Source organism: Polaribacter haliotis, assembly GCF_014784055.1.
In the GTDB taxonomy this organism is placed as follows: domain Bacteria; phylum Bacteroidota; class Bacteroidia; order Flavobacteriales; family Flavobacteriaceae; genus Polaribacter; species Polaribacter haliotis.
On the sequence record NZ_CP061813.1, the window covers coordinates 168,618 to 189,154 of the forward strand.

The window sequence follows — 20,537 nt, forward strand, 5'->3', positions numbered from 1 at the left end:
ATTAAAACAGCAGAGAACTTCTTTATATTATTGGATTGTTTTAAATCTGTTGGTAATAAATATCATTTCTAGTACTTTACATTGTACTTGTTTCGTATCTTATAATATAGATGTGTCAATTAACTATCATAATTGTACAAAACCTTAAAATGTTGTTTCATTAATCTACTTGCTTTTTCTACTTCTTGTTTTTTAATAGCTTCAAAAATATCTGAATGATCTTTAATTCCAGAAAAAGCTTGTTTATTACTACAAACAAGATGTTTTTCAAAGTTTGAAATGATATTTGGAACTATCATCAACATTGCTGTGTTTAAAGTGCCATTGCCACTTGCTTTTGCAATTGCTAAATGAAATAATAAATCTTCTTGAACTGCTTTTCCTTCGAGCATTACTTTATCTTTATATGCCTTTAAGGTTGTTGCTAAATGCTCTAAATCCTCTTCTGTTCTGTGCAGTGCAGCTAAAGTCACTGTTTTTAATTCCAAATGTATCCTTGTTTCAACTATAGATTTAAGATCTGACTTCTTTAAATTTAATATATTATCTATAATACCATTAATAGCTACAATACCTACGTTTACAAATGTGCCGCTTTTAGGAATAGATTTCAATAAGCCATAGAGTTCAAGTTTTTGTATAACTCCACGTATATCGTTTCTAGTAGTGCCAAATTTGTCAGACAAAATTCTTTCAGATGGTAATCTTTCTCCTGGTTCAATATTTTTGTTATTAATTAAATCTCTAATTTGAAAAATGATTTCATTTTCACTTTTAGTGTTGATTTCCGTTGCTGAAATGGCAATTTTCATGAATTTTTATTTTAATTTAAGCAAATTTTTTGGCGCACCAAACTGGTGCACCAAATTGGTGTACCAAATATACTTATATTATATTTAATATAAAAATTCGTTTTTATTGGAGGAAAAATGGATGATTAGGAGAGTTTAAGTAGACTGTTTCTTTATAAATATTTAATAAAAATATTAATAATCTTCACAAAATTTTATAAGAAATTCGAAATGAAACTCCATAGCTTTTGTTGCTTCTTTAGGATTTTTACTCTTAATTGCTTCTAGAATTGCTTCGTGTTTTTTTATTTCAAACAAATACCCTTTTTCATTAGAAACACGTGTTTTTTCAAAAGTTACAATAATATTTGGAACAATTTGAATCATTAAAGCGTTAATTGTTGCGTTTTTACTTGCTTTAGCAATTGCCAAATGAAATAACATATCTTCTTGAAGAGCATCTTCTCCACTTAAAATTTTTGTTTTGTAATTATTGAATGCTTTTTCTATATTCTTTATATCTTCATCAGTTCTTCTTGTAGCAGTTAGATAAACCGATTTAGTTTCTAACATAATTCTTGTTTCCACTAAGGAGAGAAAATCTTCTTTTTTTAAAGTTACAATATCTTCTATAATAGAGTTTAAAGCAATGTTGCCAATTTTTGCAACAAATGTACCAGACTGTGGAACCGATTTAACTAAAGAATAAAATTCAAGCTTTTCAATAGCTTCCCCAACAATTCTTCTACCTACATTAAACTGTTCAGATAAAACTCTTTCTGAAGGTAATTTATCTCCTGGGCCTAAATTTCTAGATTTAATATAATCTTTAATTTTTAAGATGATCATATTATGAACCTCTACATCATCTTTAATCCTTATTGTTTTTGAAGCCATATTAAGATTTAATAAAATTATTTTTGATTTGCAAAACTAATTAAAAAAATAATAAAGATTTCGATTAAAATTAAATTCAAGTTTAATAACTATTATTTAATACTCAAAAAATTTATTAGAATATTGTGTAGGTGTTTCGCCATATTTCTTCAAAAAGCACTTGCTAAAGTATTTCGGATTTTTAAAACCGACCTTATAACTGACTTCAGAAATGTTTATTTTTCCTTGTTCTAATAATTGCGCAGCACGTTTCATTCTAAAATGCTGAATAAAATCGTTTGGTGTAAAATTAGTCCACGCTTTAATTTTAATGAACAACATGGTTCTACTCACACCCAATTCTGAACAGAAAAAAGGAATATCAAAAGATTCATTAGAAATATTATTTTCTACAATTTCCAACGCTTTTTTGTAAAGCTTTTCATCTAATGAAGAAATAATTACTTCACTCGGATTCAAATCATTTTCGCCTGCATATTTTTCTTTTAACCTGTTAGAAGTTTGCAACAAATTTTTAATCCTTATTTGAAACTCATTTACATCAAAAGGTTTGCTTATATAATCGTCTGCGCCACTTTCCAAACCTTCTAATTTGTAAATTAACGAAGACCTGGACGTTAATAAAATTACTGGAATATGACTCGTTTTTATATTATTTTTAATTTCTGTACACAATTCTGTACCTACCATAACTGGCATAATTACATCACTAACAATTAAATTTGGTAAGTATTTTTGCGCCATTTTTAGAGCAATTTTTCCATTTTCTGCTTCTAAAATATTATATGTTTCTTTAAGAATACTCTTCATAAACTTACGCAAAGGTTTGCTGTCTTCCACTAATAAAATGGTTGGTTTGTCCTTATCATTTATAGCGTCAGTTAATTCATCTTCAAAAATAATGGGTTTGTTTGGCTCGATTACATATTGAGAAACATCGTCGCTAAATTTAAAGTCTTTAATAATTTCGTCATCAGAAAGATGAGCTCTTCCCAAAGCCAATGCTACTGAAAACACAGAACCTTTTTCATTTTTATTGCTTTCTACAGCAATTTCTCCTTTGTGAAGTTTTACAATGTTTTTGGCGATAGATAAACCTATTCCTGTTCCTTTATTGTAGTTTTTATGTTCTGCGGATTTATTTTTTATTTCGAAAAAACGCTCGAATATTTTAGATTGATTTTCTTTAGAAATTCCAATTCCATTGTCTTCTACAGAAATAATAACATCGTTTTCTTCTTTTTTTATTCTGATAGAAATCTTACCATTTTTTGGAGTATATCTAAATGCATTCGAAATTAAATTATAAAAAACACGCTCTAATTTATAACGATCGTAATAAACGAGAATCTCATCATCTGTTGTGTGAAAAGTATATTCATAATCGCCATCATTTGCATATTCAGTAAATGATAAAAAGATTTCTTGTAAAAATTTAACGATGTTTCCTTCAGCAGATTCTAATTGATATAGATTTTTTTCCAGTTTTCTAAAATCCATCAATCTGTTGATTAATTGGAGCAAATGTTTTCCGCTATTCTCTACAACCAACAGCTTTTTATACATTTTACTACTGCCTTTATAATCTTGTAAAATCTGATTTAAAGGCCCTAAAATTAGGGTTAAAGGTGTTCTAAATTCATGAGAAATATTGGTGAAAAATTCTAATTTTGCTTTATTTGCTTCTTCAATTTTTTCGTTTTCTAAAAGTTCTAAATCTAATTTATGTTTTAAACGTGTTTTAGATTGCTGGCCAGAAATTAGAAAGTATAAAGCAGTTGCAATAATAATTGCGTACAATAAAAATGCCCACCAACTTCTCCAAGGAGCAGGTTTTACTTTTATGCTGATCGTGGTTGGTTTCTCGTTCCAAATTCCATCATTATTTGCACCTTTTACCTCAAAGGTATAGTTTCCAGAATTCTGAATTGTATAAGAAGCAATGTTGTTAGAAGTGGTTGTCCATTCTTCTTCTAAACCTTTTAATCTGTATTTATAAGTATTATTATTTGAATTGATAAAATTCGGAATCGCAAACTGAATCGTAAAATTTCCTTGTGAATGAGACAACAAAATATCTTCAGTAAAAAGTGTTGTTTCTTCTAAAACAGTTTCCTTTTTATTGGTATTATTTTGTTTTATTTTAAAATCTGTAATTAGTACTTGTGGAGAATAATTATTCACCATAAAAGAATTGGTATTAAAGGAAGTAACACCATTTGGACCACCAAAATAAAATTGAGAAGCACCTATTTTTAAACTTGTGTTATCATTAAATTCATTGCTAATAACACCATCTTTTTGGTTGTAAACAACACTGGTTTGTGCATCGATATTGTATTTTAAAATTCCCTCATTAGAAGAAATCCAAAGATTTTTTTTATCATCTTGTAAAATACTATGTATGGTTGTAACAAAACCATTTTCTACCTTTAAAGGAACATTTACAAACGAATTATTAATGAGTTTAAAAAGTCCTTTGGATTTTGTGCCTACCCAAATTGTGTTCGAAATATCTTCAAAAATGGAAGTAATATCGTCTCCAGATTGTACTTCATTATTATAAAAATAACGTGTAATTTCTTGGGATTTATCAATTTTATTCAAACCTCTTTGTGTCCCAATCCAAGTATTATTTTCAGAATCTACAGTTATGGTTCTTACCAAATTGTTACTTAAAGAAGTATTGTTTTTTACATCATTTTTAAAAGATGCAAACTTTTTAGAATTTAAATTATAATTGAAAACACCTTCACCAAAAGTTCCAATCCAAATAGAATTATCAACACCTTTTTCAATGGCATAAACTCCTAAAGATTTTAATTTTCCTAAAATTCCTGTTGAAATATAATCGTTTTTAAAACGATTATTTTCAATATCATAAACTGCAATTCCGCTGTCTAAAGTCCCAATAAACAAATGTTTATCAACTACTAAAAGCGATTTTATATTGTTGTTAGATAAAGCAGTATATTCTTTTTGATTGATAAATTTAGTTGAATTGTCTTCTTTATTATAAATGGTAATTCCTCCACCTTCAGTTCCAAAAAACAGCAAATTTTTATAATGCTGAATAGAACTAATTACATTATAACTCAACTTTTCGTTTCTATTATTTTGCGAAAAATTTGTAAAATTCACATTAGAATCGTCCCAAAGATTAATGCCTCCATAATATGCTCCAATCCAAATTGATCCTTTTTTATCTTTAAAAATAGACTTTATCGTATTTTTACTTAAACTCTTGGAATCATATTCTTTATTTTTTAAAACTGATAATTTATTGTTTTTGTCTAAAACATTTAAGCCTTGGTAGGTTCCAATCCATAGTGCGCCTTTATTGTCGAAAACTAAATTTCTTACATCTTTAAAAACGAGTTTGCTGTTTTCCTCTGATAAATAATTTTCAATTTTATTTATGGTAGAATTTAAAAATAAAACCCCATTATTTTTAGAGGCGATTAGTATTTCTCCTTTTTCATTTTCAGCTAAATCTTGAATCTGATAATCGCCATAATTTTCAAAAATAAATTCTCCGTTTTTTGATGAAATTAATTTACTTAAACCAGATTTTGTGCCAATCCAAATAGTATTATTTTTAGCTTCAAGAATTGATAAAATATGATTTCCTGCTATGCTTTTTTCATCATTTAAAATAGGATACACATTCGTAAAAGAATCTTTAGCTTTATTGTAAATGGAAAGTCCGTTAGAAGTTCCAAACCAAATTTCTCCATTTTGCATTTCAGTAATTGTCCAAATGGTATTGTTACTTAAAGAATTACCATCATTATTGTGGAAATAACGTTTAAAGCTATCAGTTTTAGGATTGTATTTGTTCAATCCATTATACGTTCCAACCCAGATAAAACCGTCTGAATCTTCTAAAATAGATAAGATATCGTTGTTGCTTATGGAAGTAGCATCGCTTGTATTTCTATAAATTGTAAATGAATTTCCGTCGAATTTATTCAAACCATCTCTCGTTCCAAACCATATTTGTCCGAATGAATCTTGCTCGATTGCAATTACAGAACTTTGCGATAAACCTTCAAGTGTAGAAAGGTGTTTGAACTGATATTCATTCGATTGAGAAAATCCAAAAAAGGAATAAAAAAAGAATAAAAGAAATATGTTTTTAGTCATAAATAAGGAGCAAAACTTTTAAATTTATAAGTGAAAGATAACTATTTTTTTAATCTCTTCGAAATTTGATATTTATAAAGCGAAGGAATTTCTTCAAGAACGGTATTCGTCATTTCTAAATAAGCACTTGGTCCATAATTTATATTGAAATTATGATTTCCATGAACGCCAATTAATCTTGCGAAAGGACCATCTTTCATTCCGTTTAACAAAATAGGAGAGGAGTCGTTTAAAGTTCCCAAAACGTTCACGTTAATATTCCAAAAAGTACTAAAAGCACCATGAGAAGGTTTCCAATAACCAGCTCCACCACCAGCAAAAAGAGGATAACTTCTATCTTCTTTTGGTGTTAAATGGACAGTAATATTATCAAATAAATTTTGATGATTTGCGCCTGAATGTTGGTCTAAAATCGGATTTACAAAAACTTCACAATTCAAATACACATTTTTTGTAGAAAACGTATTAAAACTTAAAGGATGCACAGCATTGTTATACACTTTAATATTTTCCGCCAAAACATTATGTACTCCAGCCATTGCAACTGTATAATGTGCCATATTTGTTCCTTTTGTAATAATATTTTTAATAGTTGTATTTGCAATTTCTTCTGTTAAAATTCCACTATCTGCATTTTCAATCACTACATTTTTAACCCAGCTATTAAAAACACGAGTTAAATAAATTCCGTTAAAACCAGGTTCTACATGATGTGCAACTCTTGGTGCGTTTGGAAACGTTAATTTTATATGCTCAATACCAACTTCGTTTAAATGTTTCCATTCAGAAAGTTGTGCTTTATAATTTGGTTTGATGTCAATGGTTAAAGGCGTTTTTATCGTAACTTTATTTCCTTTAATGGATTCAATAATAACTTGTTGATTTACCAAAGGCAAATCTGGAAACATCCAATGATGAGAACCAATTTTTAATTTTTCATTTTGATATAAATCAGAAATAATATTCCCTTTTTCGCCATCTTTGTTAAATAATTGTAAAACAAATACGTCTCCTTTTTTTAGTTTTGAAGCATTTTCAACTGTAAAAACATGTTCGCCACGTTTTCCTTCTAAAACATTTGCAAAAACGTTGTAAGGTTGCTCATATTTTTGAAGATAAGATTTCACTCTTACTTTTGGAACACGTGTCCAAATAAAGCCACCAGTCCATGCATATTGAGAAAAAGGCAAGTCGATATTATTTTGTTTTTCACGTTGTCTTTTATCAAATTTTAATAAATATTCACGCAATTCTTGTAAATCTTCTGGGTCTTTCACATAAATTAAAGGTCTTGGAAAATAAATTTCTGTTCCCATTTCTCCAGTTCCTGCACCTCTTAAAACAAAATTGCTTCTTTCAAGATAAATTATTTCACTAATAATAATTCTACCAACAGGTAATTGTAAAGTAACTTTTCCTTCCACTTTATTGGCTTCATTTATAGCTTTTATCAGGTTTTTAGAATCGTCTAAACCATCATTTGCAATAACTCCGAAATCAGTTGCTAAAATTATTTTTCCTTTGGAAGTCGGAATTTCTTTTTCTCCATTATGATATCCTGCAAAACTAAAATCAGGTAAATAATTTTCTTTTTGGACTTTTTTATTGTTGATAATTTTAGGAATATTTTGCCCAAAAATTGAAGTTGAAAATCCAATAAGGAAAATTAAAAGAGAAAAAATGGTATATTTAGTTTTCATAAAATAATTGCGGTTTACTAAAGTAAAAATAGTGATTTTAGTATTTGGATAAGTTCACATTAGGTATATTATTGTGTTTTTTTATTATTTAAATTGATTAAAAAACAATTTCAAAAATCACAAAGATTGAATTTTATTATTTATTATAAGTGTCTGGTTTTTAGAATATTGAATTTTATTATTCCTTTTATGTATCATCACATAAATGAAAAGAAGTATCATTACAAGACAGTACAGGATATAAAATTTTCAATAAAAAGTAATTTTATAGATTGATAAAATATAAATAAAAAGAATTTTAAGAATGAGTAAAACAATTGTATTAACTGGTGCTGGAGGAGTTTTGTGTAGCACTTTAGCAAAAGCATTGGCAAGAGAAGGAAACAACATTGCTGTTTTAGATTTAAGAAAAGAAGCTGCAGATAAAGTTGCAGATGAAATAAATGCAAATGGCGGAAAAGCAATTGGAGTTGCAGCCAATGTTTTGGAAAAAGATTCTTTAGTAAATGCCAAAAAGGATGTAAATGATACTTTTGGAAAAGTGGATATTTTGGTTAATGGAGCTGGAGGAAATCATCCTTTAGGAACGACTTCTAATCCGTTTTTTGAAATGGAAGATTTGAATAATAAAACAGAAGGTTTTAAAACATTTTTCGATTTAGACCCAAAAGGAATAGAATTTACGTTCAACTTAAACTTTTTAGGAACGTTGATTCCTACACAAGTTTTTGCAGAAGATATGGTAGGCAGAGAAGGTTGTTCAGTTTTAAATATTTCTTCTATGAACGCATTTACACCTTTAACAAAAATACCAGCTTATAGTGGTGCAAAAGCAGCAGTTTCTAATTTTACACAATGGTTGGCTGTTCATTTTTCTAAAGTTGGAATTCGTGTAAATGCTTTAGCTCCTGGGTTTTTCTTAACCGATCAAAACAGAAGTTTATTAACAAAAGAAGATGGAAGTTTAACACAAAGAGGACAACAAATTATAGATCAAACACCAATGAATCGTTATGGAGAACCAGAAGATTTAGTAGGAACAACTTTATGGTTGTGTGGAGAAGGTTCTAAATTTGTAACAGGAGTTGTTGTGCCAATTGATGGTGGATTTGCAGCTTATAGTGGAGTTTAGAAGCCCATCTTAATCTTCCCAAAGGGAAGAAACACGGTTGTGGTTAAATTGCTTTAAAATTATAAAAAATTTGAATTTAGAACAAAATATGAATAAATTAACGAACAAACCCCTTCCCTTTGGGAAGGCTGGGATGGGTCTTGAACAAACTTGGAGATGGTATGGACCAAATGATCCAGTTTCTTTACAAGATATAAAACAATCTGGAGCAACAGGAATCGTTTCAGCTTTGCATCATATTAAAAACGGAGAAATTTGGACTGTTGAAGAAATCAACAAAAGAAAAGAGATTATAGAAAGTGTTGGATTGACTTGGTCTGTTGTAGAATCTGTTCCAATTCATGAAAATATTAAAACAAAATCTGGCGATTATAAAAAGTATTACGAAAATTATAAGCAGACATTAACCAATCTTGGCGAATGTGGAATTGACATCGTTTGTTATAATTTTATGCCTGTTTTAGATTGGACTCGTACGAATTTAGATTACGAAGTATCTGACCAATCTACAGCTTTACGTTTTGAAGCAGCAGCTTTTGCAGCTTTTGAATTGTATTTATTAAAAAGACCTGGAGCAGAAAATGAATATTCAGAAAGTCAAAAACAAAAAGCCTCTGAATTCTTGAAAAACGCATCTGCAGAAGATCAAAAAAGATTAATTAGAAATATTATTGCTGGTTTGCCAGGAGCAGAAGAGGGGTATTCTTTGGAAGAATTCAATACCATTTTAGCAACTTATAATAATGTTGGCTCAAAAGAATTGAAAGCAAATTTATTTTCATTTTTATCAGAAATTATTCCTGCAGCAGAAAAAGCAGGCGTTTTAATGTGCATTCATCCAGATGATCCACCTTTTCCTATTTTAGGTTTGCCAAGAGTGGTTTCTACAGAACAAGATATTGTAGATTTATATGAAGCTGTTCCTTCTAAAAATAATGGATTGACATTTTGTACAGGTTCTTTTGGAGTAAGAGCAGATAACGATTTAGCAGGAATGGTTGAACGTTTAGGAGATAGAATTCATTTTATACATTTACGCGCAACAAAAAGAGATGCTGAAGGTAATTTCCATGAAGCAGACCATTTAGAAGGCGATGTAGATATGTATGCTGTTATGAAAGCTTTGGTTTTAGAGCAACAAAAAAGAATTGCAGCAGGAAGACAAGATGTAAGAATGCCTTTTAGACCAGATCATGGTCATAAAATGTTAGACGATTTAAAGAAAAAAACGAATCCTGGTTATTCTGGAATAGGACGTTTAAGAGGTTTAGCAGAGTTAAGAGGTTTAGAAATGGGAATTAGACGTTCTCTATAAATTAAAGATATTTTTGTGCTAATTGTAATTAACAACATCAATAAATGAAAAAAAACACGCTTTTTTTATCACTTTTTTTATTCAGTTTTTCAATATTATTTATTGGATGCAAATCTAAAGATGATGTGAAAATTTTACGATTAGGACATAGTTTAGACACACAACATCCTGTTCACAAAGCCATGGTTATTTTAGGTGAAAAACTAAAAGAAAAGTCCAATGGAAAATTTATTGTAAATATTTATCCAAGTAGTCAATTAGGAGGGGAAAGAGAATGTTTAGAGTTGTTGCAAATTGGTAGTTTAGATATTACGAAGGTTTCAGCAGCAGTTTTAGAGAATTTTATTCCAGAATATAAGGTGTTTAGTGTGCCTTATATGTTTAGAGACAAAGCACATACTTTTAGTGTTTTTGATAGTGAAATTGGAGAGAGCTTATTGCTAAAAGGTGAAAAATTTAGATTACGTGGACTGACTTTTTATGATGCTGGAAGTAGAAGTTTTTACATGAAAGAAAATCCAATTAAATCGCCTTCAGATTTAAAAGGAAAAAAGATTAGAGTCCAAAAAAGTAACATGGCAGTTGCTATGGTAAATGATTTAGGAGGTTCTCCAACACCAATTTCTTGGGGAGAATTATACACAGCTTTGCAACAAGGAGTTGTTGATGGTGCAGAAAATAATCCACCAAGTTTTTTTACATCTAAACATTACGAAGTTTGTAAATTCTATTCTTTAGATGAACACACTTCAGTTCCTGATGTTTTATTGATTGGAACAGATACTTGGAGCAGATTAAATGACCAAGAGAAAAAATGGTTAGAAGAAGCTGTTGCAGAAAGTACAATTGCACAAAGAAGATTGTGGGCAGCTTCTGAAAAGGAATCTTTAGAAGCAGTTAAAAAAGCAGGTGTGACTGTAATTTATCCTGATAAAAAACCATTTGAAGCACAAACCAAAGGAATTTTAGAATTGTTTAAAGACGATGCAGAAATGAAAGCCTTAATTTCTTCAATTAAAAACGAACAATAATGAGAGCAAAAATTGATAGTATTTTAGAAAAATTAGTGCTTTTTATTTTAGCCTTAATGTTGTTTAGTGTGATTTGGCAAGTATTTTCAAGATTTATTTTGAAAAACCCAAGTACCATTACAGACGAAATTTCGAGTTTTTCTTTAATTTGGGTTGGTTTATTAGGAGCAGCGTATGCAACAGGAAAGCATTTGCATTTGGCAATTGATTTAATTCCAGAAAAAGTAGTTGCAAAAAAGCAAAATCTTTTTGATGGAATTGTCTATTTATCAACCTTTCTTTTTGCATTTACAGTAATGGTAATTGGTGGCATTCGTTTATGCCAGTTAAGTTTTCAATTCGGACAAACATCTGCAACTTTAGAAATTCCTTTAGGATTTATTTATATGGTGGTTCCTATTTCTGGAATTCTAATTTGCTACTATAGTTTGCACACTTTTATCAATAATAGAAAATTAAATAAAGCATAAAATTATGAATTTAGTTGAAGTCCTTATTTTAGTTTGCAGTTTTTTAGTTTTCTTATCTTTAAGAGTGCCAATTGCTTATGCCATTGGTTTAGCAGCATTATTTACCTTATTAAGTGCAATGCCTTTTTTGCCTTCAGTTACAACTTTGGCACAAAGAATGGCAACTTCGTTAGATAGTTTTACATTGTCTGCCATTCCATTTTTTATACTCGCAGGTCAAATTATGAATCGTGGAGGAATTGCAGTTCGACTCATAAATTTTGCAAAAGCAATTGTAGGTCCATTGCCTGGAGGTTTGGCATTTGTAAATATTATTTCTTGTATGTTATTTGGTGCCATTTCAGGCTCTGCAGTTGCAGCAGCTTCAGCAATTGGTGGTTTTATGAATCCAATGATGGAAAAAGATGGGTATGATAAATCTTTTAGTGCAGCAGTAAATATTACAAGTGCAACAACTGGTTTAATAATTCCACCAAGTAATGTATTAATTGTGTATTCTTTAGCAAGTGGAGGCGTTTCTATTGCAGCCTTATTTATTGCAGGTTACGTTCCAGGTTTGTTAATTGGTTTTGCATTGATGGTGGTTGCTTTAATTTATTCAATTATCAAAAAATATCCGACAGATAAAGTAGTTGGTTTTAAAGAATTTTTTAGAAGATTTATTGCGGCTTTTCCAAGTTTAATGTTGTTGGTTGTTGTAATTGGAGGAATTGTAGCAGGAATTTTTACAGCGACAGAAGCTTCTGCAATTGCAGTAATTTATACTTTGGTTTTAGGATTTGCATATAAAGAAATCTCGATGAAAGATATTTCTCCAATATTGTTAGAAACTGTAAAAACTTCAGCAATTGTTCTACTTTTAATTGCAACATCCATTGCAATGTCTTGGGTAATGAGTTATGAAAATATTCCGCAAGAAATTAGTAATACGTTACTTTCAATTAGTGATAATCCTATTGTAATCTTAATCATTATCAACTTAATACTATTATTTGTTGGTGTTTTTATGGACATGACTCCAGCAGTTTTAATTTTTACACCAATCTTTTTACCAATTGTAACAAGTTTAGGAATGGATCCAATTCATTTCGGAATTATTATGATTATGAACTTATGTATTGGATTGTGTACACCACCTGTTGGTTCTGTTCTCTTTGTTGGTTGTAGTGTGGCTGGTTTAAAAATTCAGCAAGTAGTCAAACCGCTTTTACCCTTGTTTTTAGTGATGATTTTAGTGTTATTAATAATTACGTATTTCCCAGAATTAACACTTTGGTTGCCAAGACAATTCGATTTGATATAATTAACATTTTGTTTTATTTATTTGATGTATATTTGGGAAACCAAATTGGTTAACCAATTTTAATTATGAAAAAAAAATTCTTTTTTACATCAATATGTATGTTACTTTTTCAAGTAATTTCAGCTCAAGTTATTTTGGAAGCAGATGGCACAACAGATACGTACGATTTAATTAATTCTGTTTTTGCCAATGCAAATAGAAATGTTGTGGAAGTGCCAGATTGTAACCATACTTCCTTTGGAAAACATATTACTCAAATTTTTGATACAGAATTAAATAAAAACGTGTTTCAATTCCACATACATGTTTCTCCAGATAACGATCGTTGTAAAGCAGGAGTTGATGACCGACAAAGAAATGAGATAAAAACGTATGGCGATTCTCCAGAAAATATAAAAGCAGATGAAGGTGAAACTGTTCAATACAAATGGAAATTTAAACTTTCTGATACTTTTAAGCCAACTTCGAGTTTTACACATATTCATCAAATAAAATCTGTTGATGGACCTTATGCTTCCATTCCAATGATTTCTTTTACGTTAAGAAAATCGAATCCAGATAGATTAGAATTAAGACACACTTCTACAACCAACCAAACCACTTTAAAATCGGCAAATTTAGATTTATTTAGAGGAAATTGGGTTTCAGTTTTAGAAACGATAAAGTATAGTAATTCAGGAAGTTATTCGCTAGAAATTAAAAATATTGCGACCAATCAAGTTATTTTAAGTTACACAAATAATTCGATTGATAACTGGCAAGATGGAGCATCATTCGCAAGACCAAAATGGGGTATTTATAGAAGTTTAAATAACAAACAAGATTTGCAGGATGAAATTGTAAAATTTGCAGATTTTAGTATTGAGGAAAATCCATCTACGCTTTCTGTTGATATAGATGTAAAAACATTAAAAGAGAAAGCAGAAAATATTTTATTATATCCAAATCCTTCATCTAAAGAAGTGGAGTTTAAAAATGCCAATTCAGACAATTACAATTCTATAGAAATGTATGATTTTTCTGGACGAAAAATCACCATTGAAAAAAGGCTAAATAATGAAAAGTTAGACGTTTCTAATCTTTCTAAAGGTTTGTATTTTATCGTTTTTAAGAAAGATACAATCACTGCTAAAGTATTAAAGTGTTACGTTAAATAAAATTTATTTATTTAGTAAAAGCATCAATTACCTTCATTACAGTAACACCGTTTTCTAAATCACAAGGATTTTTTCCTTTTCCTAAAAAGTAATTTACTGTAGCTACAATCATCGGTTTTTGAATGTTTACAGGATTTTCAAAATCGAAAATTTCTTCTTTTTCATTTGTTGATAAAACTACTTTTTCATCATAAAAAGAAAAGGTAATCGTTCCTTTTTCGCCATAAATTTTACACACGTCTTTTGTGTCTTTTTCTGAAGCGTTAAAATTCCAAATTCCTCTAAATTGAATTCCGTTTTTAAAGTCTATTATTCCATTAACCAATTCATGAACTCCATTATTTTGACTCGATTTAGCAAAACCTTTTGCAGTTTCTATTTCTCCAAAATAATATAATAGTAAATCTATTTGATGAGGAGCAATATCATTAAAATATCCACCACCAGAAATTTTAGGATTTAAACGCCAATTCGCTTCAGTTTTCGTGATTATTTTATTCTCTTTCGATTGTAAAATGGTAATATCAGCAAAAGAAATCTTTCCTATTGCATTACTATCAATTAACTCTTTTACTTTTAAAAAAGCAGGTAATTGTCTTCTATAATGTGCAACTACTACTGTATCATTTTTACTTACAAAAGCTTTTAATTCTTTTGCTTCAGTATAATTTAATGTGATGGGTTTTTCTAAATACACAAACTTTTTAGCTTGCAAACATTTTTTTGCAATTTCTAAATGTGTAGAAGGTGGAGTTGCAATATAAACAGCGTTAATTTCTGGGTTTTCTAATAAATCTTCAATAGAAGTGTACCAAAAAGGAACGTTATGTCTTTCTGCAAAGTCTTTAGCTTTCGTTGCATTTCTTCTCATCACTGCAACTAATTTAGAGTTTTCAACTTTGTTGAAAGCTGGGCCACTTTTTACTTCAGCAACATCTCCAGCACCAATAATTCCCCAATTAATTGTTTTCATTTTATTTTTTATCTTTTTTTTCAGTCGTAGAAATCATTTCCCCCAAATTATATAGTTCAGTTTTTAGAAGAATTCCTGTTTCTGAATAATAAGACCAAGTTCCGTGTTTTTTACCTTTTAAGAAAAAGAAGTCGTGTTGTAAAACATCATTATTATAATAAGCTCTTGAAATTCCATTTGGAATATCCATAATATAAGATTCTTCATACCTTAAATTCCCATTATCGTGAAAATATTTCCATAAACCTTGTGCTTTGCCATCTTTCCAATTTGCATCGTATCTTAAATTTCCATTTTCTAACCATTCTTGCCAAGAACCATTTGCAAGCCCGTTTTTAAAAGTAACCCAAGTTTTTGGTTTACCATTTTTATAGTTTTCAATTAAAAAGCCATTCAATGGTTTATTTTGAAAAGTTCTAATTTTAATTCCATTTTTTTCAATTAATACAGTTTTAGATTTTTCAACAATGGTTTGAGAAATAGAAATAAATGTCACTAAAAAAGTGAATGATAGGGTTGCAATTAATTTCATATTTATTTTAAGGTTTAATATAATTAATTTTTAAAATTGAAGTAATTTTTAGCATTGTTGTAACAAATGTCACTCACAATTTTACCTAAAAAAGCTTCATCATTTGGTAATTCTCTATTTTCAACATCTGTTCCAATAACATTGCATAAAATTCTTCTAAAATATTCGTGTCTTGTAAAAGATAAGAAACTTCTAGAATCTGTAAGCATTCCTACAAAATTACTTAACAAACCTTGGTTAGAAAGTGTGTCTATTTGTTTTTCCATTCCGTCTTTTTGGTCTAAAAACCACCAAGCAGCGCCAAACTGAATTTTCCCTTTAATAGTACCATCATTAAAGTTACCAACCATTGTTGCAAAAACATCATTGTCAGCAGGATTTAAGTTGTAAACAATTGTTTTTGTGAGCTGATTTGTGGCATCTAAAGCATTAAAAAAACCTCTCAAATGTTTAATTTGAGAAGCATCACTCATAGAATCAAAACCAGAATCAACTCCAATTTTATTTAACAAGCGATGATTATTATTACGAATTACACCCAAATGCAATTGTTGTGTCCATCCTTTTTTATGATACATTTTTCCTAAAGAAACGAGAGTTTTCGCTTTGAAGAATAATACCTCGTCTTCTGTTAAATTTGTGTTGGAAGTTACTTTATCAAAAAGTGAAGAAAGATTATATTTTTCCCCTTCGTAAAAAGGCATTTGCTCAAAACCATGATCAGACAATCTACAACCATTTTCATGAAAGAAATCGACTCTTTTCTGTAATGCATTTAGATAATCATCATAAGAGTTAATCGTTATTTTAGAAACGTTTTCTAATGCTGAAAGATAGTTTTTAAAGCTTTTTGAATCAGAAACATCAATTGATTTATCTGGTCTAAAAGTTGGAAATGCTTTCACTTTAGAAGCATCTTTTTGAATATCAATATGATGTTCTAAAGAATCAGTTGGATCATCAGTTGTGCATAAAGATTCTACATTCATCAATTTTAATAAACCATTTGCAGAATGTGTTTTTTGTTGCAAAATTTTATTGGTTTTCTCGTAAATTTCTTCAGCATTTTTGGGTGATAAAAGTGCTGAAATTCCAAAATAAGCTTTCAATTCTAAATGTGTCCAATGAAACAACGGATTTCGAATGGTAAAAGGAACCAATTCTGCCCATTTTAAGAATTTTTCTTTATCAGAAGCATCACCAGTAATGTATTTTTCATCAATACCAAAAGCACGCATTGCACGCCATTTATAGTGATCTCCTGCTAACCAAACTTGCGTAATATTTTCAAATTGAGTGTCTTCTGCAATTTGTTGTGGAGATAAATGATTATGATAATCTATAATTGGTAACTCTTTCGCAAAATCGTGATATAGTTTTTTTGCAAAATCGTTCTGTAGTAAAAAGTCTTCCGTAAGAAAAGTTGCCATAAGTTATAATTTCAATGTATTTTAAATAATCTCTATAGATTATATTGCAATTTTGTAAAGTTAAAAATATTGTGGTATTCTTCTGTCCTGTATTGGATTATTATCGTGTGTATTTCTAAAAATTTTGATAAAAATCCTTAATTTTAGTCAAATTTCAATGAAGCTTTCAATCAAAAATTTTAATAATTCAAATTTAGTACATATATTTGGTAAACCAAATTGGTTAACCAATTCAATTAATCAGTTGTTTTTCAATCAAATTTAAATCACTTTATGAAAAATTCATTTCTTATTATCAGCATCTTCTTATTACTAATTTCATGTAATGAAAAAACTACAAATGCTGTTTTTGTGGAAAATAAATCAGAATTAAAAGAAGCCATAAAAAATGCAAAACCTGGTGACGATATTGTTTTAAAAGATGGTATTTGGAAAGATGTAGAAATTAAGTTTGTTGGAAAAGGAACAAAAGAAAGTCCAATTATTTTAAGAGCAGAAACTGCTGGTAAGGTTTTTATAGAAGGCGTTTCTAACTTAAGCTTTGGTGGCGAATATTTAACTGTAAAAGACTTGCATTTTAGAAATGGGTATTCTCCAACAAAAGAAGTAATTGCTTTTAGAACAGATTCTAAAAACCTTGCCAGTAATTGTAGAGTTACCAATTGTGTAATTGTTGATTTTAATAAATTACAAAGAGATAATGACGATTTTTGGGTTCAGTTTTATGGAAGACACAACCAATTAGACCATTGTTATTTAGCTGGTAAAACAAATGGAGGACCAACAGTTAGAGTCGATTTAAAAGGAATACAGAGTATTAAAAACTATCATAAAATAGTAAATAATCATTTTGGGCCAAGACCAAGAAAAGGTGGAGCAAGAGGAGAAACGATTCAATTAGGAAGCAGTTTTACGTCTATGAGTCCAAGTAATACAACTATTGCAAATAACTTTTTTGAAGAGTGTAATGGTGAAGTTGAAATAATTTCGAGTAAAACGAATTTCAACGAAATTAAAAACAATGTTTTTTATAAAAGTGAAGGCTCTGTGGTTACAAGACATGGAAATTACACTATGATTGATGGAAATTATTTTATTGGTGATGGAGAAAACGAAAATTATGGTGGAATTAGAATTGTAAATACAGGACATTGGATTGTAAATAATTATTTCTACAAAATAATTGGCGAGAATTTTAGAAGTCCTTTAGCAGTTATGAATGGAATTCCGAAAAGTCCATTAAACAGATACAATCAAGTTACAGATGTTGTGGTTGCTTACAATACATATGTCGATTGTAAGTCTCCTTTTCAATTTGGAGTGGGAACAAATATTGCACAAAGTGCGGTGTTACCAAAATCAGAAATTCGTTCTGCAAGACCAATTAGAACAACAGTTGCAAACAATGTAATTTACAATTCTAAAGGAGATGAAACACCAATTGTTGAACATGATAAAGCAGATGGAGTTTTGTTTAAAAGCAATATAATTGGTAATAATGGTTTGTATTTAAAAGATGACATACGTTTAAAACCAGCAAGTTTTACATTAGACACAATTAGCGAAAACATTATGTTACCTAACCTTTCCTCTGTTGATGTAGAACCTTATAATGGTTTCGATTTCGATTTAATTAAAACGGATTTAGTTGGAAATTCAAGAGAAAATAATAATGCTATTGGAGCAACTGTTAAAGCAGATATTACAAATCCTAATATTTTAGATAAAAGTAAATATGGCGCAACTTGGTTTAAGGTTGATGCAATTGTAGAAGGAAAAACAATTAAAGTTTCCCCTTCAGATAATTTATCAGAAAAAATAAAATCTGCTAATAAAGGCGATATTATTTCTTTAAATGAAGGAAAATATGTTGTTTCAAAATCATTAATTATTGATAAAAATCTTACTATTCAATCTTCATCAGAAAACAAAGCAGAAATCGTTTTTGAAGGTGCCGAAAACACACCTGCTTTTGCATTAAATCCTTATGGAGTTTTAACATTGAAAAATGTGAAACTTTCTGGAAATGGAAAAAATCAAGCATTTGCAAGTTTAAAAGAGAACATGTCCAATCATTTTGGCTTGTCAGTTTCAGGTTCTGAAATCAGCAATTTTAATTATGTTTTAAAAGCTTACAAACAAACATTTGCAGAAACTGTAACTTTCAAAAACACATCAATTTCTAATTGTGAAAATGGAATAGAATTATCTGAAGAAACAAACGATAGAGGAGATTACAATACAGAGTTTTTAACGATTGATAATTGTACGTTCAACAACGTAAAACAAAATGTTATTGATTATTATAGAGGTGGTTATGACGAATCTACAATTGGCGGAAATCTTTTAGTTACGAACTCTACATTCACAAATTGTGGTGCAAAAGAGCAAAATAAAATGCTTTTAAATCATAGAGGAATTGTCAATGTAAACATCAACAACAATACATTTAAAAACAATAAAATTCAGTTTGTTTCTATTTTATGGGGAGCAAAAAACAACGTAGAATCTAACAATACTTTAATTAATTCTGGGAAAATTAAAACAGAAGAAAATTTAGTAATGAAGTTGATGTATTAAAATTTAAAGAATTTATAAAATGAAAAAATTATTATTTATTGCAATGCTGTTTTTATCAATAATAAGTTGTAAAAAAAACGCTAAAGTTACTTCAGAAGAAAAAAATAGTACTGAAAAAACGATAAAATATCCAAGTGATGTTATTCCATTTATGGAAGAATGGAAAATACTTTTAGGAGATGGAACAAAGTCAGAAGATTTAGTTGGTTTTCAAAAACAAGATTTTTTTTACGTTAAAAATGACAAAAAAACAGATTGGGTAGTTTATAAAACACCAAATTCTGGAATTACGTCAAGAACATCAAGCAATACAAGAACAGAATTAGGGCAAAAAGAACACTGGATTCCAGAAGTTGGTGGCAAATTAACTGGAACTTTAAAAGTTCAGCATGTTTCTACAACTGGAGATGCAACAGCTGCATCCTCTTTTTCGGTTGTAATTGGACAAATTCATAGTGATGAAGGTCATGAAAATGAACCTTTAAAAATCTACTTTAAAAAATTTCCAGGACATACAAAAGGTTCAGTTTTTTGGAATTATGAAATCAACCCAAAAGGAGATAATATTGGAAGATTTGATTATTCTACTGCAGTTTGGGGACATGATTTTTCTGTAGTTGGAGATTCAGCAAATACATATCCAAAAGAACCAGAAAATGGTGTTGCTTTAGGTGAAGAATTTAGTTACGAAGTAAATGTTTACAAAGGGATTATGTATTTGACGTTTAAAAGCGAAAACCATAAAACGATAAAGTTTACAAAAAGTTTAATAGAATCAGAATTTGCAACAAGAAAAGATATCCCAGAGCAAGTTTTAAAAGTATATGCAAATAGAGAAAAAGGTGGTGGTGTTGAACGCGAAATAGCATATGCTGGCGAAATTAATTATTTTAAACAAGGTGCATATAACCAAGCAAACGCAAAGAGCACAAAATCTGAAGTTTATGGAGGAGATATCGCAAAACAATATGCAAACGGAAGTTATGCAGAAGTTTGGTTCAAAGAAGCTACAGTAAGTGCAGGAACTCCGCCAAATATTGATTAAGTTTTATTGATAAGACTTTTTTTAATAACTCAAAA

General features: G+C 29.4%; 15 protein-coding genes. 8 read left to right on the forward strand and 7 right to left on the reverse strand.

Going from position 1 to position 20,537, the window contains the following annotated elements; genetic code table 11:
• Positions 1 to 119: 119 nt before the first annotated feature.
• The 4 genes from H9I45_RS00510 to H9I45_RS00525 form a co-directional block, all read right to left on the reverse strand.
• On the reverse strand, positions 120 to 812 hold the full coding sequence (locus H9I45_RS00510) for a FadR/GntR family transcriptional regulator (protein WP_088355249.1): 693 nt from the start codon (positions 810 to 812) through the stop codon (positions 120 to 122).
• 174 nt (positions 813 to 986) lie between these two features.
• Positions 987 to 1,688: a FadR/GntR family transcriptional regulator gene (locus H9I45_RS00515; protein WP_088355248.1), complete on the reverse strand. Its 702-nt coding sequence runs from the start codon at positions 1,686 to 1,688 to the stop codon at positions 987 to 989.
• 96 nt (positions 1,689 to 1,784) lie between these two features.
• Positions 1,785 to 5,834, reverse strand: coding sequence for a hybrid sensor histidine kinase/response regulator transcription factor (locus H9I45_RS00520; protein WP_088355247.1), 4,050 nt, complete (start codon positions 5,832 to 5,834; stop codon positions 1,785 to 1,787).
• A 41-nt stretch (positions 5,835 to 5,875) separates the two neighbouring features.
• On the reverse strand, positions 5,876 to 7,534 hold the full coding sequence (locus H9I45_RS00525) for a hypothetical protein (RefSeq protein WP_088355246.1): 1,659 nt from the start codon (positions 7,532 to 7,534) through the stop codon (positions 5,876 to 5,878).
• A 304-nt stretch (positions 7,535 to 7,838) separates the two neighbouring features.
• Between H9I45_RS00525 and H9I45_RS00530 the strand changes: the two genes are divergently transcribed.
• From H9I45_RS00530 to H9I45_RS00555, 6 genes are all read left to right on the forward strand, one after another.
• On the forward strand, positions 7,839 to 8,666 hold the full coding sequence (locus H9I45_RS00530) for an SDR family oxidoreductase (RefSeq protein ID WP_088355245.1): 828 nt from the start codon (positions 7,839 to 7,841) through the stop codon (positions 8,664 to 8,666).
• Between the two features lie 133 nt (positions 8,667 to 8,799).
• The gene (gene uxuA / locus H9I45_RS00535; RefSeq protein WP_088355244.1) at positions 8,800 to 9,981 is read left to right on the forward strand and encodes a mannonate dehydratase; all 1,182 of its coding nucleotides are present in this window, start codon (positions 8,800 to 8,802) and stop codon (positions 9,979 to 9,981) included.
• A 44-nt stretch (positions 9,982 to 10,025) separates the two neighbouring features.
• Positions 10,026 to 11,012 (forward strand): TRAP transporter substrate-binding protein, encoded by a 987-nt coding sequence (locus H9I45_RS00540; RefSeq protein ID WP_088355243.1) that lies wholly within the window; start codon positions 10,026 to 10,028, stop codon positions 11,010 to 11,012.
• Complete coding sequence (locus H9I45_RS00545) at positions 11,012 to 11,482, forward strand: TRAP transporter small permease (protein WP_228454993.1); 471 nt, start codon at positions 11,012 to 11,014, stop codon at positions 11,480 to 11,482. The genes H9I45_RS00540 and H9I45_RS00545 overlap by 1 nt, the downstream gene beginning before the upstream one ends.
• A gap of 4 nt (positions 11,483 to 11,486) precedes the next feature.
• Positions 11,487 to 12,785 (forward strand): TRAP transporter large permease, encoded by a 1,299-nt coding sequence (locus H9I45_RS00550; protein WP_088355242.1) that lies wholly within the window; start codon positions 11,487 to 11,489, stop codon positions 12,783 to 12,785.
• 65 nt (positions 12,786 to 12,850) lie between these two features.
• Complete coding sequence (locus H9I45_RS00555) at positions 12,851 to 13,942, forward strand: T9SS type A sorting domain-containing protein (protein WP_088355241.1); 1,092 nt, start codon at positions 12,851 to 12,853, stop codon at positions 13,940 to 13,942.
• A 7-nt stretch (positions 13,943 to 13,949) separates the two neighbouring features.
• Here H9I45_RS00555 and H9I45_RS00560 read toward each other — a convergent pair whose 3' ends face one another.
• Genes H9I45_RS00560 through uxaC form a run of 3 tightly spaced genes read right to left on the reverse strand, consistent with a single transcriptional unit; the run spans position 13,950 to position 16,877 of the window.
• Complete coding sequence (locus H9I45_RS00560; RefSeq protein ID WP_088355240.1) at positions 13,950 to 14,915, reverse strand: Gfo/Idh/MocA family protein; 966 nt, start codon at positions 14,913 to 14,915, stop codon at positions 13,950 to 13,952.
• A 1-nt stretch (position 14,916) separates the two neighbouring features.
• Positions 14,917 to 15,447 carry a toxin-antitoxin system YwqK family antitoxin gene (locus H9I45_RS00565; RefSeq protein WP_088355239.1) on the reverse strand — a complete coding sequence of 177 codons (531 nt, stop codon included), beginning with the start codon at positions 15,445 to 15,447 and terminating at the stop codon, positions 14,917 to 14,919.
• Positions 15,448 to 15,470: 23 nt separating this feature from the next.
• Positions 15,471 to 16,877 carry a glucuronate isomerase gene (gene uxaC / locus H9I45_RS00570; RefSeq protein WP_088355238.1) on the reverse strand — a complete coding sequence of 469 codons (1,407 nt, stop codon included), beginning with the start codon at positions 16,875 to 16,877 and terminating at the stop codon, positions 15,471 to 15,473.
• 273 nt (positions 16,878 to 17,150) lie between these two features.
• On the opposite strand from uxaC, the gene H9I45_RS00575 reads away from it, so the two are divergent.
• Together H9I45_RS00575 and H9I45_RS00580 are read left to right on the forward strand one after the other, a co-directional pair.
• The gene (locus H9I45_RS00575) at positions 17,151 to 19,457 is read left to right on the forward strand and encodes a chondroitinase-B domain-containing protein (protein ID WP_088355237.1); all 2,307 of its coding nucleotides are present in this window, start codon (positions 17,151 to 17,153) and stop codon (positions 19,455 to 19,457) included.
• A gap of 19 nt (positions 19,458 to 19,476) precedes the next feature.
• Complete coding sequence (locus H9I45_RS00580) at positions 19,477 to 20,502, forward strand: polysaccharide lyase family 7 protein (RefSeq protein ID WP_088355236.1); 1,026 nt, start codon at positions 19,477 to 19,479, stop codon at positions 20,500 to 20,502.
• Positions 20,503 to 20,537 lie beyond the last annotated feature (35 nt).

Bases quoted from the DNA above. Each gene is read 5' to 3' on its own strand.
- H9I45_RS00510 (WP_088355249.1), bottom strand. From the start codon at position 812: ATGAAAATTGCCATTTCAGCAACGGAAATCAACACTAAAAGTGAAAAT.
- H9I45_RS00515 (WP_088355248.1), bottom strand. From the start codon at position 1,688: ATGGCTTCAAAAACAATAAGGATTAAAGATGATGTAGAGGTTCATAAT.
- H9I45_RS00520 (WP_088355247.1), bottom strand. From the start codon at position 5,834: ATGACTAAAAACATATTTCTTTTATTCTTTTTTTATTCCTTTTTTGGA.
- H9I45_RS00525 (WP_088355246.1), bottom strand. From the start codon at position 7,534: ATGAAAACTAAATATACCATTTTTTCTCTTTTAATTTTCCTTATTGGA.
- H9I45_RS00530 (WP_088355245.1), top strand. From the start codon at position 7,839: ATGAGTAAAACAATTGTATTAACTGGTGCTGGAGGAGTTTTGTGTAGC.
- uxuA (WP_088355244.1), top strand. From the start codon at position 8,800: ATGGGTCTTGAACAAACTTGGAGATGGTATGGACCAAATGATCCAGTT.
- H9I45_RS00540 (WP_088355243.1), top strand. From the start codon at position 10,026: ATGAAAAAAAACACGCTTTTTTTATCACTTTTTTTATTCAGTTTTTCA.
- H9I45_RS00545 (WP_228454993.1), top strand. From the start codon at position 11,012: ATGAGAGCAAAAATTGATAGTATTTTAGAAAAATTAGTGCTTTTTATT.
- H9I45_RS00550 (WP_088355242.1), top strand. From the start codon at position 11,487: ATGAATTTAGTTGAAGTCCTTATTTTAGTTTGCAGTTTTTTAGTTTTC.
- H9I45_RS00555 (WP_088355241.1), top strand. From the start codon at position 12,851: ATGAAAAAAAAATTCTTTTTTACATCAATATGTATGTTACTTTTTCAA.
- H9I45_RS00560 (WP_088355240.1), bottom strand. From the start codon at position 14,915: ATGAAAACAATTAATTGGGGAATTATTGGTGCTGGAGATGTTGCTGAA.
- H9I45_RS00565 (WP_088355239.1), bottom strand. From the start codon at position 15,447: ATGAAATTAATTGCAACCCTATCATTCACTTTTTTAGTGACATTTATT.
- uxaC (WP_088355238.1), bottom strand. From the start codon at position 16,877: ATGGCAACTTTTCTTACGGAAGACTTTTTACTACAGAACGATTTTGCA.
- H9I45_RS00575 (WP_088355237.1), top strand. From the start codon at position 17,151: ATGAAAAATTCATTTCTTATTATCAGCATCTTCTTATTACTAATTTCA.
- H9I45_RS00580 (WP_088355236.1), top strand. From the start codon at position 19,477: ATGAAAAAATTATTATTTATTGCAATGCTGTTTTTATCAATAATAAGT.